The 18,287-nt window shown below is 42.5% G+C and carries 8 protein-coding genes; 4 read left to right on the forward strand and 4 right to left on the reverse strand.

Features of this window, described 5'->3' with window-relative positions; translation table 11 throughout:
* Positions 1–350: 350 nt before the first annotated feature.
* Both ADIS_RS18205 and dnaK read right to left on the reverse strand, forming a co-directional pair.
* Positions 351–725, reverse strand: coding sequence for a co-chaperone GroES (locus ADIS_RS18205; RefSeq protein ID WP_010856153.1), 375 nt, complete (start codon positions 723–725; stop codon positions 351–353).
* A 130-nt stretch (positions 726–855) separates the two neighbouring features.
* Positions 856–2,775 (reverse strand): molecular chaperone DnaK, encoded by a 1,920-nt coding sequence (dnaK, locus tag ADIS_RS18210; RefSeq protein ID WP_010856154.1) that lies wholly within the window; start codon positions 2,773–2,775, stop codon positions 856–858.
* A 795-nt stretch (positions 2,776–3,570) separates the two neighbouring features.
* Here dnaK and ADIS_RS18215 point away from each other — a divergent pair.
* From ADIS_RS18215 to ADIS_RS23585, 4 genes are all read left to right on the forward strand, one after another.
* A complete protein-coding gene (locus tag ADIS_RS18215) occupies positions 3,571–8,136 on the forward strand; it encodes a malectin domain-containing carbohydrate-binding protein (protein ID WP_010856156.1) in 4,566 nt (1,521 codons plus the stop codon).
* 79 nt (positions 8,137–8,215) lie between these two features.
* Positions 8,216–10,585: a right-handed parallel beta-helix repeat-containing protein gene (locus tag ADIS_RS18220; RefSeq protein ID WP_155907604.1), complete on the forward strand. Its 2,370-nt coding sequence runs from the start codon at positions 8,216–8,218 to the stop codon at positions 10,583–10,585.
* Between the two features lie 454 nt (positions 10,586–11,039).
* Positions 11,040–15,434 carry a malectin domain-containing carbohydrate-binding protein gene (locus ADIS_RS18230; protein WP_081634983.1) on the forward strand — a complete coding sequence of 1,465 codons (4,395 nt, stop codon included), beginning with the start codon at positions 11,040–11,042 and terminating at the stop codon, positions 15,432–15,434.
* Between the two features lie 215 nt (positions 15,435–15,649).
* Entirely contained in the window at positions 15,650–15,772 is a 123-nt protein-coding gene (locus tag ADIS_RS23585; protein WP_010856160.1) for a hypothetical protein, read from the forward strand.
* Positions 15,773–15,818: 46 nt separating this feature from the next.
* Here ADIS_RS23585 and ADIS_RS18235 read toward each other — a convergent pair whose 3' ends face one another.
* Together ADIS_RS18235 and ADIS_RS18240 are read right to left on the reverse strand one after the other, a co-directional pair.
* Positions 15,819–15,998: a hypothetical protein gene (locus ADIS_RS18235; protein WP_155907606.1), complete on the reverse strand. Its 180-nt coding sequence runs from the start codon at positions 15,996–15,998 to the stop codon at positions 15,819–15,821.
* 375 nt (positions 15,999–16,373) lie between these two features.
* On the reverse strand, positions 16,374–17,846 hold the full coding sequence (locus ADIS_RS18240) for a TIR domain-containing protein (protein ID WP_010856162.1): 1,473 nt from the start codon (positions 17,844–17,846) through the stop codon (positions 16,374–16,376).
* Between the last annotated feature and the right edge of the window lie 441 nt (positions 17,847–18,287).

The following is an 18,287-nucleotide window of genomic DNA, read 5'->3' on the forward strand; positions in this document are numbered from 1 at the left end:
TGTTCTTTAGAAGCTCAATATTAACCTTAAATTACCAAATATGCAAATTATGATCGTTTTTAAGTTAAAATTTTTACCTACCTGCTTTTTTTACTGATTAAAATACATCTATTAGGTTTATTTTTTAACTGATAATATGTAGGTAAATTAATTTTAGTTAATACTTAATGGCTTATTTTTAAATTATTTTAGCAATAATATTTTGTTATGTGATTTTTTTAACGAATATTAAGTAATCTAAAACAAATTGACCGAAGTAATCAAAAGTGGCTAGGAAAACAAAAAGGGCACCTGGGACGTAGCAGTCCAAGGTGCCCTTTTTGGCACAAAATAATAGTTTAGATATGCTATTAAAGGTCCTCTTCTCTTTCTAACATAAGAATGGCATTTTGTGGAACGATAAAGTACTTTTCCCCCTCGTAAACCACCTCATATGCACCGTTTAGTAGAAATACCGCCAAATCTCCTTCTTTTGCCTGAAGCGGAATGTACTTCACGCCTTCGCCCTGATCTTTCCAAGGCTCATTTTCCTCTACCGGTAGCGGAATAGGGTATCCCGGTCCTGCCTTGATGATGTATCCCTGCTGTATCTTCTCCTTTTCCTGTACCCCAGGTGGGAGATAAAGTCCGCTGGAGGTCTTTTGATCCGCCTTCTTCAACTTTATCAGCAGTCGATCCCCTACTATGATCAGTTTTCTCAATTTATTGTCTGCGGTAAGCTCCATCATGAATCGTTTATGGTGAAAGTGCGGCATAACCGGGGCCGCCAAATTGCCATTGGAATAATATAACATAAATAACGGCATTCCATCTACCGGAACGCCGTTATTGACCAAACGCTGGAAGACTCAGGTGCTATTTCTTGCCCTCCTCATTCACCTCCTCATAGTCTACATCGGACACGCCATCACCTGAAGCATTCGATGGACCTTCCTGTCCAGCCTGTTCCCCTGTGCCGGGGGCTCCCTGAGTTGCGTTATAAATTTCCTGCGATGCTGCTGCCCATGCATTGTTCAGCGATTCGATACCCGCGTCAATGGCCGATAGGTCCTGCGACTTATGGGCCGCTCTTAAGGTATCGAGCGCCGAATTGATTGCCGACTTATTTCCGTCTGACAACTTATCTCCGTATTCCTTCAGTTGCTTCTCTGTTTGGAAAATCTGACCATCTGCCTGATTCAATTTGTCAATTTTTTCTTTTTCCGCCTTATCAGATGCAGCATTTGCCTCAGCCTCGCGTTTCATCCGTTCTATCTCATCTTGAGAAAGACCAGAAGATGCTTCAATCTTGATTTTTTGCTCTTTACCAGTACCCTTATCTTTCGCGGACACACTCAAAATACCGTTTGCATCGATATCGAATGTCACTTCTATTTGAGGAACACCCCTGGGAGCAGGTGGGATATCGGCCAATTGGAACCTTCCGATGCTGCGGTTATCTTTGGCAAGCGGGCGCTCTCCTTGCAAGACATGAATATCCACCGCAGGTTGGTTATCTGCGGCCGTAGAGAACACTTCCGATTTTTTAGTTGGGATCGTTGTATTTGCCTCGATCAATTTGGTGAGTACACCGCCCATGGTCTCAATTCCCAATGAAAGCGGCGTAACGTCCAATAGCAATACATCCTTCACTTCCCCGGTCAATACACCACCCTGAATGGCTGCGCCAATCGCTACCACCTCATCCGGATTCACGCCTTTAGAAGGCTTCTTGCCAAAGAATTTTTCGACTTCTTCCTGAATCTTTGGAATACGCGTTGATCCACCAACCAAGATGACTTCGTCGATGTCAGATGGAGAAAGACCTGCATCGCTCATGGCCTTTTTAACAGGTTCAAGCGACCTTCTGATCAGGCTTTCTGAAAGCTGCTCAAACTTTGCCCTTGAAAGGCTTCGGACCAAGTGTTTTGGACCGGACTGGGTCGCTGTAATATAGGGCAAGTTAATCTCAGTGCTAGAGGAACTAGACAGTTCGATCTTTGCCTTTTCAGCTGCCTCCTTTAATCGCTGAAGTGCCATGGGATCCTTTCTGAGATCCATATCCTCCTCTGCTTTAAATTCGTCCGCCAGCCAGTTGATGATAACCTGGTCAAAATCATCTCCCCCGAGATGCACGTCGCCGTTGGTAGATTTAACCTCAAACACGCCGTCACCTAACTCAAGGATGGAAATATCAAAGGTACCGCCGCCCAAATCATAGACGGCAATCTTCATGTCCTTGTTCTTTTTGTCCAAGCCATACGCCAAAGCAGCCGCCGTTGGCTCATTGATAATCCGTTTTACTTCCAAACCGGCGATCTGACCAGCCTCCTTTGTTGCCTGCCTTTCGGCGTCGTTAAAGTAGGCGGGGACTGTGATAACCGCCTCGGTAATACCCTGACCCAAGAAATCTTCTGCGGTGGATTTCATTTTTTGAAGTATCATTGCTGATATCTCCTGTGGCGTGTAGTTTCTGTCACCGATTTTTACGACTACCGTATCATTCGATCCCTTGTCTATTCTGTAGGAGATGTGTTTTTTCTCCTCGGTAATTTCCGAGAATTTCTTTCCCATGAAACGCTTGACCGAAGAAACCGTATTTTGCGGATTGGTAATGGCCTGACGCTTGGCAGGATCCCCCACCTTTCGCTCGCCGTTTCCATTATCCAAAAACGCCACTATAGATGGCGTGGTCCTTCTCCCTTCACTGTTTTGGATAACTACAGGCTCACTTCCCTCCATTACGGCCACGCATGAGTTGGTAGTCCCCAAGTCAATACCTATGATTTTTCCCATGATGTATGTTTTTTGAATTTATAAGTTCTTCGTTTGGGATACCGATTATCAACAGGTGTGCCAAGCGATGCACCACCGCGTTTTATGCCAAATTGACAGATGGCTTCACTGGATTTTTTCCGAATTGGCAGAAAAAGCAGTGGAATTTTATTTTTTTGGCATGGTTTTCCCTATGAGAATAATTCACTACGTACTACCACGTCGTCGTTTCGAATATTACCCGGTTCGGAGGGCAAATAGCCATCTCAATCTTTGCCCGTCTGGGTATTTCAGTCGTAAATCAGTAGGAAACTTCTCCTTTCATTTGATTGGGGGTTAGTTGAAAGTGTAACGCTTGGAAAGGGGCAATGATTCTTTCTGTTTTTACGCTTTTTGTTAGAAAGTGAATTTCAGCTAATGAAAAATGCCTATGCCCGATAAAGTTTAATTGGGGTTAAAATGTAAATATAAATTCTTGCCATAATTTAAAAAATTTTCAGTATCGTGTATGCTCGCAACCACCATTTCAAATTCTCTAAAAAAAGTTTTCGTATATGAAATACTTTTTTATTAATATTACAAGCGGTATTGTGGATTTGAAACTTTTTTACGCCCAGCTTCACCCCGGGTAGTGAAAAGGAGAATCCAACGCAATCAGCCTGATAGCTAATCACCCTATGTTAGCTTTCATAGCCTTGGGAGAATGGTTGATATAACCAGCCATTCTTTAGTTGCCCATTAGTTGCCCAAAATAATACGGATAGAATTAACTCTACAACCAACGCCTACAATTAAAACCATCAACCCTAAAGGTAAATGAAAACAAGTTTAACCTACCTGTTATTCGCTGTCCTTCTTCTTGGCTTGACCATGAAACCCGTTCAAGCGACCAATTATTACTTTTCGTCTTCTATCGGAGATGATTCAAGAACGGCAACTACCGCCCAGAACCCAAGCACTCCTTGGCGTAGTATAAGCAAGCTTAATGCCATTTTTTCGAGTTTACGCCCAGGAGATGCGGTGTATTTCCAGCGTGGCGACGTATTCTATGGCTCGATTCATATCAACGCATCCGGCACTTCCTCTAATCCGATCAGAATAGGAGCCTATGGGACTGGGTCTGCACCGGTAATTACTGGCCTCAGCGAGGTCACTGGTTGGAGAAATTTGGGAAATGGGATTTTCGAGAGTACTAACACCTTTGGGGCATCCGGGGTAAGCGTGGTCTTGATGGACGGCGAAATTCAGGAGATGGGTAGGTTTCCGAATAGAGCTGTTGAAGATGGGGGATATCTGACCATCACCGGAATAAACGGTAACAATAGTCTTTCTAGTACACAACTTCCATCAAGCCCGAATTTCACCGGAGGTGAGGCTGTCATTAGGAAAGTTCAATGGATTATTGACCGCCATCCAATAACTTCGCATAGCGGAAATTCCATTAATTATAGCGGATCAACCGGTTATCTGGCCAGTATCAACTATGGTTTTTTTATCCAGGACCACATAAATACGCTCGATCTAGAAGGGGAGTGGTTTTACAACAGAACTTCTAGGCGATTGAATTTTTTCTTTGGTTCAACCAATCCAACCTCCCGAAGGGTATCGTTGGTGACGCTGGACCATCTGCTTACAAAAAGCTTTGGCTCGAGCAATGTTGTTGTCGAAGGGCTCCATTTTCGGGGATCAAACAAGGATGCAGTACATCTTTCCGGCGGTTCAGGGATCAAGGTTAGAAACAATTTGATAGAGTTTGCGGGGGAAAATGGTATTTATGTTACAAGTGTTTTAGAGCTCGAAATAGACAATTGCGTCGTATCAACTTCCTTAAATTCAGGTATTTATTTAAGGTTTGGAAACCCTGGAGCCAGAGTAACTAATAACAGGGTAGAAAATAGCTCATTTTTCCAAGGGGGGGCACAAAGCAGCAGTAATAACGGGGTTGGGATCTTTGCAGGCTCGGATAACATACTAGTTGAAAATAATATCGTAACCAATACAGGCTACAACGGGATCCATTTTAACGGAAATGGAACAATCGTTAGGAATAACCTGGTAGATGGATATTGTATCCACAAAAACGATGGAGGGGGTATCTATTCTTTCGGAGGGCAAGATGGAACGGTCTTTAGGGGGAGACAAGTTGATGGAAATATCATTGTCAATGGCCTTGGATCCAATGTAGGCACTCCAAGGGAGTTTGACTTAAACTTCAAACCCCACGCCAGCGGGATCTTCCTGGATGACAACGTGACCGGGGTTCGCGTGGTGAACAACACGATCGCCCATACGGACTATACGGGCATCAAATTGGCTAACGTTAGGGATATTCAGGTGCATAACAACACCTTTTACGACACAGACAGCCATATTCTGCTGGGCAACAGCAATAATGGTGGCGATACCCGAAATGTCACTATCACAAACAACACGTTCTTTTCAAAGAATGGAGACCAGGCTGCCGTAACCATTAGAACCAACAAAGATGACATAGCCCAAATGGCTGATTTTGATAACAACAGGTACACCAGTCCGCTGGGCCATCAGCGGAATTTTTCCCTGACTTATCAATCTGGGTCAACGAGGCAGACGGAAATTTTGGATTTAGGCAGGTGGCAAACCCGTTTTAACAAAGATATAAACTCGCGCTTTTTCTCTCCCGGACTGAAACCTTTTGACATCGTTGGCTTCTCCGGGCCATCGCTGTATACATCCGGATCCTTTGAGAGCAATTCAAACGGTATTAACTGCAGCCAATGTCAAATCTCCCGCGTTTTGGGAGTTTTGACAGGGTATGCTCTCCAAATATCCAGTCCAGGTTATTCCGTTGCGCGGGTATCGGTTAGGTCTATTAAGGCGAATACTGATTATATTCTTTCCTTTCGAGGTGTTTCCAATATACCTGGATCACTGAGGGTCTTTCTTCGGTTTTCGGGTTCGCCATGGGAGCAGTTTTCCAATACCTCAGTGGTAAACTTGGGTACTCGTGCCAATGAGTTTAATGTTCATCTAACTTCATCCATCAATGTAGAAGACGCCGTTATCATGTTGGTTTCCGACGATGGAAATTGGACCTATTGGCTCGATGATCTTTCGTTCAGAGAGGCAGAGGTAAATGTAACGAAGCCAGAGGAGGTTTTTCTATTTGAATACAATGCTTCCAAGACGAAAAAAACCGTTCCATTGAATGGATCCTACGTGGACGCGTGGAACAGGACCTACAGTAATAGGATCGAACTAGATCCGTTCACATCCATGGTTTTGATTCGTACAGATGGGAAGAACGAAACCTCTCCGGTTGCTCCACCTTCTATTCAGCTTACTGCACCGTCAAACAATCAGCAATTTGATTTCGGGACTGCCGTCAATCTTACAGCAAATGCTAGTTCTCAGTCGAGTTCCATTGTGAGGGTAAACTATTTCAGTGGAGAACAACAAATAGGAAGTACTACTTCTGCACCTTATTCCTTCAGATGGAATGCGCCACTTGGTACACACCAACTAAGGGCGCAGGCCGTTGACGCGAATGGACAATCAACCTTTTCGGAGCCGATTACGGTCGTTGTCCGCCAGCCGACTACATCTATAGGGAACGGGACGACGGATGGTATCAATGGAGTATCTATTAACTTTGGAACTACTTCACCGGGAGAGTTTCAGGGCATAACGTATATACCGGTTGCTGGTACCTCTATACAAACCAGCAATTATAACAACATTGTTCGTACCGCTTCAAGTAATATCAGTATCTATCAATCAGCGGCTTTTGCTCCAAGCATGAAATTTGATATTCCGGTAGAAAATGGTTCCTACACGGTGATTACCTATCACCATGAGGTGTATTTTGGGGTTTCCGGCCCGGCAGCCACAGAAGGCCAGCGGGTATTCGACATAGCAATCGAAGGGAATGTAGTGAAGAAAGACCTGGATTTGTTCAGGGAATTCAAAAATACCGAAACGGCACTTACCTTCGAAAACATTGTCGTCGCCGATGGCGTACTGACAGTTGAACTAACTGCCAGTGCTAATAATGCTATCATCGCCGCCATACAGGTAATACCAAATAGAGTGGAAGAAAGCAGGGGTGGCTTTTCACTGTTTATCAATGCCGGGGGTAGAACAAATGAACACCACGATGGGAATGTGTTCATAAGTGACTTTGCTACACCGTTCTTTTCTAGTTCCAACACCAATGAAAACACCTTGTCGAGTTCAATTCCTTTGTTTCAGACCCACCGTTTTGCGGCGGATCTGAGATATACGATTCCAGTCCCGAACGGTACCTATGTGGTGACAACTTATCATAAGGAAAACCATTTTGGTTCAAATGGGATTACTGCGCGCCAAGGTCAACGGGTTTTTGATATCTGGCTGGAGGGAGTTGTCGTTAAAAAGGACATAGATATGTTCCTGGAAACCTCCAATAGGGAAATGAAATTGGTGTTTGATGATATAGTCGTTCGGGACGGAGTACTTGATTTAAGGTTGTTGGCCTCTACAAACAATGCGATCATCTCGGGCATAGGGCTGGTTTCCAAAGATGGGGCAAGCCTGGAAGAAGATAGTAGGCCTTCATTCTTTATCAATACAGGAAGCAGTGATCCAGTGACTTATGGAGGCTATAGCTTTAGTTCGGATTTCAATCCGTCGTATTTCTCGGGGGCTTCTAATATAAGCAGTTTCTCGGGGGCAAGTAGTGAGCGCCTATTCCAATCGCATCGGTTTGCCCCGGATTTGAGGTACAAAATCCCAGTGGCCAATGGAAGCTATACCGTGGTTACTTTCCACAACGAAACGTACTTTGGTAAACGGATCTCCTTAACAGGGCCCAGGAGGCGTGTATTCGACATTTATGTCGAGGGAGATTTGAAGCAACGCGATCTTGACTTGTTCGTAGAGTCTGAAAATAGGCCTATCGTACTAACATTCGAGAATATACTGGTGGGTGACGAATTACTAGAGATCGATTTGATAGCCAGTATCAACAACGCAACCATTTCAGGAATAGCGGTAATACCTCAGGGTGCAAACGTCTCAATGGGGACCAGTAACCTAAGGCAAGTTCGTGAATTTTTCACGGTAGATGCCAATATGGGGGGTACTTTCTTGTCGGGCTTTGAAGAAGGAAGTGACTCAAAGGTTTTCCCGAACCCCGCCTCTCATGTCGCTTACCTCAAATTGGTAGAGGATCTATTGGACTTTACGGTTCAGATTTCAAATACAAGTGGTCAGATAGTTCAGACTTATCCGGCTAGAGGAATGTCCTATAACGACGGCAACTACGAAATACCTGTAGGACACCTTCCCAAGGGGATATATATTCTTACGGTCATGACCGAGAGAGAAATGGTCCTCAGACACAAGTTAATTGTGAATCCATAGTATCAGTGCCAAAAAATAAGGAAAGCCTGTGTTAGTAAATACAGGCTTTTTTATTTTTTGGTATATTAACGCAATATTATTGAGGAAAAAAGATCAACAGAATCGGATTGGGGTGTATAGCTTACGGTTTTTTATTAAGATAGGGCTTTTTTTTTCTTTGTTCGCAGCTTCGGTGAGGGGTATGGCGGCGAATTATTATTTTTCGTCTTCGATCGGAGATGACAGCAGGACAGCAAAAGATGCTGCAAATCCAGTAACACCGTGGGCAAGTATCGAAAAGTTCAATTCCATTTCAGCGAGTTTGCAGGCAGGGGATTCGGTTTTTTTTAGGTGCAATGATGTTTTTTTTGGAGAAATACAGCTGATGAGCTCGGGGACATTACGGTCTCCCATAGTTTTGACAAACTATGGGCAGGGGGATCTTCCGATTATCACAGGCTGGGTGGAGGTTGAGGGGTTGGATCGCCTATCGGAAGGAGTAGTTCGATATGATCTTTCTTCCCTTTTTCAGGCAGATCCCAAAAAGATACATATGGTATCTGTAGGAGGGGAAGTGCGACAAATGGGAAGATATCCAAACCTTGAATATATGGTGTATAGCACTTCTCCTAAAGAGACCTATATATTTCATGAAGAGGGAAGCGAGCTTCTTGGGTTTAACGGAGCGGAAATTGTTTTGCGATTGAATGAGTGGATCATTGATAGGGGCAAAATATTGTCTGTCGACGCCAAGGGTGTTTCATTTGAGAAGAATACCAGCTATCAACCAACAGAAGGCTACGGTTTTTTCATTCAAAACCATATCAATACATTGGATCAGTACGGGGAATGGTTTCACGATGCCGAAGAAAATATCCTTTATGTGTATATGGGGAAGGCATCCACTCCTTCGGAAGTTAAAGTTAGTCTTTTAAATCATTTACTGGTCAATTCGGGAAGGATCTCAAATGTGGTTGTGCAAGGCATTCATTTTTCTGGTTCGGCGAAGTCTTCAGTGTTTTTGGATGGGGGCAGTAATATTACGATCAGTGATTGTACCATTTCCGGATCTGGAGAAGACGGCATTACGATAATGAATTTTTTACGTGTGAACATAACTGGCAACCTAATCAAAGATTCGTTTAATAACGGAATATTTCTTAGGTACGGAACCCCCAGTTCCACAATTGCCAATAATACGGTCTTAAACACGAACCTGTTTCCGGGGATGGGTGCTGGCGGAGATCAATCAGGCATTGGAATTTATCTTCGGTCGGACAATGGCAAGGTGTCGGGAAATACCCTCAGAAATATTGGGTATACAGGGATTTATTTTGGGGGAAACCAAACGGTTGTCGAGGGGAATTGGATCGACGAATTCTGTTTAACGAAGAATGATGGGGGAGGGATTTACACCTACGAAGGAAAACGAAACCAATCTTTTCGAAATCGAGTCGTAAGAGATAATACCGTTTTAAACGGAAAAGGCAACCGTTTAGGCACCCGCTACCAGAAATCGGGAGGATCGCCCCAAGTAGAGGGTATTTACATTGACGACAATGCGTCAGGTGTAGAAGTCTCAAGCAATCGGATCGGCTTCATGAGTAGAAATGGCATAAATGTTCACAATGGTCGAACAATAGCAATACATGACAACATCGTTTTTGATTGCCTCAACCTACTTTCTTTTTCTGATGACCATCTCGGAGATGCTATAGAGGGTGTAATTGTGAGGGGAAATCTGTTGATTTCTTCAAAAGAGTCACAGAAATTGGTCAAAGTGGCTGTCGGCCGAGGTGATTTTTCGGGTAGCATTGTCTTTAAAGAAAATAAGTACTTCCATGTGGACAGCAATGAGTTCCCCTTTCAAGTGGGTGATAGACATCTTGTTCAAGCTGACTGGAAGGAAGTTGAAAACGCTCCTCAGATAGAAAGGTTGCGTTCCTCTCCGAAGTTGAATCACCCTGCGCCTGCGAAGTCTATTGATCTTTTGTCACTTTCGATGTCAAAGGTGAATCCAATTAACAACAGTGCCAACATTAGGAAGGACGGTCAGACCCTTCTTCTTCAGTCGGACACCTCCGACACAGGGGTTCGCTTGGAATCCGGACAGCTTTGTATTGGGTATTACTACAAACTGGAGATAGAAGTTGATGTTTCTTCCCAAGTAATACTACAGGCATACCTGAGAAACGTCGGAAGTCCCTGGGCAACTCTTTCAGAGACCAAGCACCATCTGCTTGAGCCGGGCCTGAATAAAAAGACATGGAGTTTTACGAACGTAGTACCTGCTGACAATTCGGTACTAATGCTACGATTTTTGTCTGAGGTGCCCACGGTCAAAGTAACCAGGCTTCATTGGGAACAACTGCCCAATCCGTTCCCTCATGAATCAATTGACCTTATTTTTGATGCAAACCATTCGTTACGTAAAATCAGTATTGGTGAAAACCAATTTCTTTTTGACTAAAATGTCATCCCTTTAAGTTCAGGAACGGTGCCTTTCGAAATTAATCCTTTACGAATTTTGAAGGTTGGACAACAGGCTGAATTTATTTTTTGACTTTCCAAAAAAAAAGCAATTTTTTTTTCATTCGGTAAATTAGTAGATCCCACAGTTTTGAAGTTGCGAAACGCAAAAAAGATTTTTTGTAGTAAAAACCCCATCATTTTCTTTTGATCCGACACCATTTTCCGATTCAGGTAATAGTTGCAAAATAAAATTAAATACTGTTTATTATAATTAAAGGCGATTTAATTAGAATTTCATATTGCATATAACAAAATGCAAAAAATATAATTTCAAACATCAAAGTACTGATTTTGAAATATGAAAATCGAAAAACCGCCGACAAAATAAGCACACAGTAAAAAATGGCACCTACAGCCTTCGATAGAAAAATTGGAATCTAAAGGATACGGCAATGAAAACGAACACGATTAAACTGATGATTTTAGCATGGTTGGCAATACTCTGCCAGTCAGCTTTTGCTGTCGATTACTACTTCTCCAGTGTATCGGGAGATGATAATCGGACGAGCGTGCAGGCACAAAATCCAGCCACTCCCTGGAAAAGCATTTCAAAACTAAATGAGGTTTTTCCTAGTCTAACGGGGGGGGATAACATCTACTTCAAAAGAGGAGAGCGTTACTATGGCACCATCCACATAACTAGTTCTGGTAGCCCAGGCAACCCAATAAGAATTGGTGCCTATGGAGTTGGTACTAAGCCCATGATTACTTCATTTGTAGAAGTAAACGGTTGGAACAACCTGGGGAATACCATTTTTGAAAGTAAGGCCGGCCTATCCACCTCAGAAGTCAAGGTAGTCTTGTTAAATGGCAAGCGTGTGGAGTTGGGGCGTTTCCCTAACCCAGACGCAGATAACGAAGGGTACATTACCATTTCATCTACAAATGGATCAAATGCTGTAACTGGAGTTTTTCCGAACATTGCCAACTGGCAAAACGGCGAGGTTGTCATCAAAAAAGTTCAATGGGTGATAGACACACATCGAATTACGGGCCATTCCGGAGGTACCATCACATTTGATAACAGTGGTGCCTCGTATCCCCCTTCTCCCGGATTTGGCTTTTTCGTACAAAACCACCCGGGGACACTAGATCAATATGGTGAGTGGTACTTCAATCCCTCTACCAGGAGAATCAGGGTGTTCTTTGGAAACCAACATGTTTCGACAGCTAGCGTAGAGGTAGCCACCCTTCCTTATCTAATTACCAAGGCAAATAGAGCAAACCATATCCTTCTCGAAAACCTACATTTGAGCGGGGCAAACCAAGATGCGATCTTCTTTGGTTCGAACGGTGACAACGTAACAATCAGGGGTGTCGACATCGCCTTTACCGGTGAAAACGGTATGCATATCCTAAGCCATACCAATCTGTTGATTGATGGAAATAACGTTTCTAGTAGTTATAATAACGGGCTGTTCCTTAGGTTTGGTAATCCGGGAGCTGTGATAAGAAACAACAGCCTCACTGATGTTGCCACAATACCGGGCAGAAATGCAAACGGGGATGGAAGCGGCGTCGGGATTTTCGCCGTTTCTGATAATATTCTCATCGAAAGGAATCAAGTTTCCGCTGTGGGGTACAACGGCATACAGTTCAACGGGAACAACACAGTAGTCAGGCACAATTTTGTGGATACCTTTTGCCTAACGAAAGGAGATGGAGGCGGGATCTATACCTATGGTGGTCATAATAATCCCGATGTGCATAATCGAAAGGTAGAGGCAAACATCATTATCAATGGTATTGGTAGCAAAGGTGGGCTAGCCTATATGACCAAGAGTGGGTTTAATCCCCAGGCAGAAGGCATATTTTTGGACGATAATTCCAATGGAATCGAAATTGTAGGCAATACCATTGCCAATTCAAACAGTGGAATAAAAATGTCCAATTCCTATAACGTTCAGGTTCGCAACAATACCATCTATAATTCAAACATGTTGATCAACATAGGTAATAGCAACCTTGGCAAGGATACGAGAAACGTGTTGATCGAAGGAAATACCTTTTTCTCAAAATTTGAGGACCAGAATGCCTACACACTACGTAGTCATAAAAACGACATTTCCCAGATGGTGTCTGCAAGAAACAATACGTTTTTCCGACCATTTGGTGATGAATACAGCCTTTATACCCGCAATCCCAATAGTAGTGGAGCCTTTGTGGAGAATTTTTATAACCTCGACCGGTGGCAACGCGAAATGGGAAAAGACCTAGGCTCCAAAAGCACTACGGTTGAGTTTGAGAAATTTGTTGTTGAAAAGGTGACTGGTAGCAATGCCTTTCCTAATCAAGGATTTGATAGAAATGTATCTGGAGTCAGCTCAAATAACTCAACATTGACATGGCTAAAAGACGGAATAAATGGAGGAACCCTTCAAGTAGCGACAAGTTCAAGTGGTGCTACTTTGAAGATTGATATAGGCCAGGTCAACAAGGAAAGAAATTATTTGGTGCGGTTCAAGTCAAGGGCTACTAAAAAGGCTCCATTGAGGCTATATTTCCGACATTCTGGATCGCCATGGGCAACCATCTCGGCTATGAATACGGTAGAGCTATCATCCGAGACCAATGAGTATCAGACTATCCTAGTTCCTCAAATTGACCTAGACAAGGCGTCATTGATGATTGCATGCAGTGAAGGGAACATTACCTATCTACTCGACGACCTTGAAATCGTTCCCGTAGAAATACACCAAGTCCTACCAGAGGAGAAGATCCATTTTGAATTTAACCATACAGCCAGCCCTAAGACTATTGCGCTAAACGGCACCTTTATCAACGCACAGAACAATACCGTTTCAGGACAGGTGGTGATCCCTCCTTTCGGCTCAGTTGTCCTGTTTAGGACTGGAAACGAGGTGGTTGATACAGAGGGGAAGGCAGAAGAAGAGGTGGAAGAGCCGGAAGAAATTGAGGAGGAGACTTCCTCTCCTGCGAAGGAGGCTGCAGGTGTTCCCGTTTCTGAACTGTTTATGAATTTCGGTAGCGATAATGGTGTGGAATACGAAGGGGTTTCATTTTCCGGCGAAAGCCTTGATTACTTTGTCTCCGCTACGAACGTGAGCAATAATCCAGCCGCAAGCATCGAACCGATGTTCCAAACCGGCAGATTTGGCTCCTCACTTGTGATGGCCATTCCCGTTACCAACGGAACCTATACGGTAAAAACCTACCATCACGAAACCTTCTTTGGCATGAACGGTAGGCTGGGAGGGCCTAACCGGCGGGTATTTGATATTGCCATTCAAGGGAAGAAGGTGAAGGAGAATTTTGACCTATTCCTTGAAAATGCCAACCAGGAAACGGTTCTCACCTTTCACGAAATACTAGTTACCGACAATGTACTGCATATCGAAATGGCCGCTTCGGTAAACAATGCGATTATATCCGGTATTTCCATCCTACCCTGGACTGGAAGTCAACAGCCTATCACAAAACCTGGCGATGAGCAGAATACAACTCCGCCCGCTGTCGAGCCTATAAACATCATTGCGGTCAACACATTCCGAGCTAACCCGGTGACCTACCAAAATATTGATTTTGTCGGTCAGGGAAATTACCTGAAGACATCCAGTACAGGCGTTTCAACAAACACCGGCGCAAGTCCGGATGAACTGTTCCAAGCGGGAAGATTTGCGACAAGCCTCGCATACGAGATCCCCGTAGCGAACGGAAAATACCAGGTAAAAACCTACCATCACGAAACGCACTTTGGCAAAACCGGCCCAGCCGCACGAAAGGGTCAGCGAGTGTTTGATATCTCAGTCGAGGGTGCTATTGTGAAAAAGGATCTTGATATGTTTGTAGAATTCAACAACAAGGAGGTTGTTCTCGACCACGGTGTGTTCGAAGTTCGTGACAATTTCCTCAATATCGATCTAAGAGCCTCCGTAAACAATGCGATCATCTCAGGATTTATGATCGTTCCGATCACAGAACCTACAGTTGCACCTATACCGGTTGGGATATATTTCAGCACAGGCAACCAAGGCAATATCACCTATGGCGGCAATGAGTTCGTCCGAATTCCTGCAGACTACCTGAAAACTTCGGGAACAAATGTCAGCAGCAATACTACCGCGAGTACAGAGCCTCTCTTCAGGAGTGGCAGATTTGCCCAGCAGTTCCGGTACGAGATTCCCGTTCCTAACGGAGTCTACACAATTGAGACCTACCATAAGGAAACCTTCTTTGGTCTGAATGGACGTATTGAACAGGAAGGACAGCGGGTATTCGATATCTCTATCGAAGGGGTAAAGGTAAAATCGAACTTCGATATGTTTGCAGAGTTCAGGAATAAGGAGGTAAAATTGGTGTTCAGGGATATTCTCGTCAAAGACGGCAAACTGGATCTCGGATTTAGTGCCAGTGCCAATAATGCGATCATTTCGGCCATTGGGATTGTAGATGAAACCGGCAAAACACTCCTTGCCGGACAGAATCTACGAGGATACAGAGAGATGGAAGTTGAAGGGTCAGCCGAGGGCGAGGTCGAAATTCCGGTACAAGTAGTAAACCAATCGCTTGAAAACCTCACCGTTTATCCAAATCCCGCAAATGATTATGCGAATGTTGTGATCAACTCGCAAAGAGAGCTTGGGTATATGCTAATCCACGATATGGCAGGTCAACTGGTGAAATCAATACACCCGTCTGATTTCCTTTGGACAGCATCCGGAGTCATTACTGTTCCGACATTTGACATTAAGAGTGGCGTGTACGTACTGGGTATCTATGATGCCAAGGGCATAATCGGAAGAACCCGGGTAATCGTACAGCATTGATTTAAATTGATGGCAAATAAATAAAATATCTTTGATCTAGCTGTAATTCAAAGGGGCTGCAATTTGTAGCCCCTTTGATTTTGTTGTAGGAGATCTTTTCTACCTTTGTTCCCTAGTCATCAAAAAGGCGAAAGAATCGAATCCCACATCAGCGGCTATTTCGTAGGACAGGGTCAGATCTTTAACCCGTTCTCTTTTTACGTTAATTCCAATGTGTGGATCTGAGCCAAGTGTATGCCTCCGTTACCGAAGAGGGTGCCAGAACAGCACAGTTGAATCAGACCTTTCTGTCGATAAGCCGGAACGAAAAGACATGGAAAATGAATGCGTTCGGGTGAACTGCCATTTAAACCTAGACATAGTTTAGCGAACCATCCCGAATACCTACTTATTCTCCTGCGGTTCTTTTTTCAACTTCCTCCCCCGAAGCAACCCATACAACAGCATGCTTGATGAATAAATCCCAAAAATAAGTTGAATGCCTTTTATGGGATAAATCTCAAATAGATCCAAGCCTGCCGCCACCATTAGAATCAGCCCTATGAGAATAACTAGGTGCCTCATGTGCATGCTTTAAATCCTTTTCTGATCCGACAAGTATACTGCCACACCGGTGAAAAAAAATTTCAGTCACCGATATTTTTTTAAATCTCTGTGGATAGATCTGATGCGTATTCGAAGAAAGTTGGCGTAGGTTCAATCGAAAATAATTATAGAGCAGACGTGTGGAGAAATAGGGATTAGAGGTACTTTGTCAAGTATATCGTGCAAAATACTTGAAAAAATGGTTTGGTTTACAAAAAGGGATTAGCCACTGGAAGGAATTCGAGGTCATTCGTTCCCTATGGCTGGCAATAATGGTCAACGCCTGCGGCTGATATACGTAAGAATTATACCTGTTCAGAGAAATCCTACTAGGTAGTCTGCCATTAGGCGATATTACTCATTTTCAATTCTTTCCCAAATTTTGAAAACGATCTCATTTTCGACCTTATCTTGCCAATTTAGTTCCGATGGATCCCACTTGAATTTTATTCCAACTATGTCTTCTGGGATTCCGTTAAAAACCGTGTCATCTAAAAATACGGGAATAACCTCCGCATTTGGAATTCTTTTTTTAAAACAATCTCGCTCAAAAGTAGGCCAAATTTTGTCTCTATGATTTTGATCTAATAAGCATATAACAAGATTTGAATCTTCGATAAAAATTCGTTCAAACTCTTTGCTCCAAGCTTTTCCAAGATAGTTTGCTTCATAGTGTTCATCTAGAAATACAGATACATCGATAGAATCTAATTGTTCTGCAATGTATTTAGCGAGTTGTCTGTTTTCTCCCGCAAAGGAAATTGCGATCTCAAATTCTCTTGGTTTAACATTGTCTCTGAAACCACAATCTCTACGAATTTCCTCCCAATCGACATTACACATATAATAGAATAATGCAGGATCTTCGATTGCAAATGATTTATTTTTTTGATTGTAGAAAAAATATTGACCACATAGAGGTTTAGATTCTAATAGCGTACTTAAACGTCTCTCTTTTATACCATTTATGCTAGCTCGCATATCATTATGTGCATTCGCAAGTTCATTTAAGTCAACTATAGAACTGTCTTGATTAGAAATTAACCTTAAGAGCTTGAAATATGGGTCGTTACTTGGTCTGAATCGCCGGCCTCTACAAAAATCCTTTACAGGATCTTTATAAGCGTGAGACAGTTTGGAAACCATAGAGGTTCTCACTTGAGAATCATCGAAATTTAAGACTGCGGTATTTTCTTGATTTTCTAAAATATCATTTTTGACGCAAATAGTTTGACAAATGGCTTGAGTTAGCCAGTAATCGCCGTTGCTTTCCGGAAAAATGGAGTCAATATTTGCGAATTTAACATTTAATTTTTCCTCTCCACTTTTAATCAATTTTAAGATGGTTTTGTAATCTCCTGGAGCAATTCTATGGATACCTGTTCGTTTTGCTATGTCATGAACCATTAATATTAGAGAAGAACCAACTTGATTTATCCCAACAAGAATTAATTTTGGTAAATTTTCATCTGAAGTTTCAGCAGCAAGTTTAGCGATGTCTGCTAATTCAGTTTGTAAATCGGAAGATAAACGATGAAAATCATCAATAATGAAAAACCCTTTGGGCTTATTTTGAGCGATATTCATTATGGCTTCGATATCAACAGCTTGTCTTGCCGTCAAATATGTTATCTCAATATCAGCTGCAAGTTGCGAGATTATTTTCTTAACTGTTGTAGTTTTTCCGGTACCAGATTGGCCTTCAATAATAACAGGTTTTCCTTTCCTCCGTATGTCTAGCAATATTTCATTATAGTTCGGTGGTTTAACAAAGGTGAATTGAGGAATTCCTTCTGTGACAAACACTTCTTCTACTAGTATTTTCATGTATTCTGGTTTTTCGTTGGAATATTGTCAAGTGGTATGCTGCCTGTATCTGAGCGAAATTTATGGTAGAAATTCTTTAGATACAATGGAAACGCCTAGAATCCAAAAAGTGGCCAAAGTTCTATTGACCCCGTTTTGATTGAAGTAACTCTGTTTGCATTAGATAAATCTATACATTCAATACGACAAAGCATATTGATTTATTGTTTTTATTAAATATTTGATTATTCATAAAATTATTTTATAAATTTTTATTTTTATTGTATTTAATACAAAATTTTATATTAGTTAAAAGTTATAAATTATAATTAACCATTTTTTTATCAATATAGGATCTTCTATTGATGGGGATACTATCGGGGATTTGTAATGGATTTCTGGTTTAATTGGAGTTAACTAGTACTACTTTACGGAGTTAAAAATTTTGGCCAATAAGGCAAA

This window comes from Lunatimonas lonarensis (genome assembly GCF_000390185.1).
GTDB classification, from domain to species: domain Bacteria; phylum Bacteroidota; class Bacteroidia; order Cytophagales; family Cyclobacteriaceae; genus Lunatimonas; species Lunatimonas lonarensis.

What these genes read in the sequence shown, in the direction of transcription:
- ADIS_RS18205 (WP_010856153.1), bottom strand. Translation starts at nt 725, where the DNA reads ATGGAGCTTACCGCAGACAATAAATTGAGAAAACTGATCATAGTAGGG.
- dnaK (WP_010856154.1), bottom strand. Translation starts at nt 2,775, where the DNA reads ATGGGAAAAATCATAGGTATTGACTTGGGGACTACCAACTCATGCGTG.
- ADIS_RS18215 (WP_010856156.1), top strand. Translation starts at nt 3,571, where the DNA reads ATGAAAACAAGTTTAACCTACCTGTTATTCGCTGTCCTTCTTCTTGGC.
- ADIS_RS18230 (WP_081634983.1), top strand. Translation starts at nt 11,040, where the DNA reads ATGAAAACGAACACGATTAAACTGATGATTTTAGCATGGTTGGCAATA.
- ADIS_RS18235 (WP_155907606.1), bottom strand. Translation starts at nt 15,998, where the DNA reads ATGAGGCACCTAGTTATTCTCATAGGGCTGATTCTAATGGTGGCGGCA.
- ADIS_RS18240 (WP_010856162.1), bottom strand. Translation starts at nt 17,846, where the DNA reads ATGAAAATACTAGTAGAAGAAGTGTTTGTCACAGAAGGAATTCCTCAA.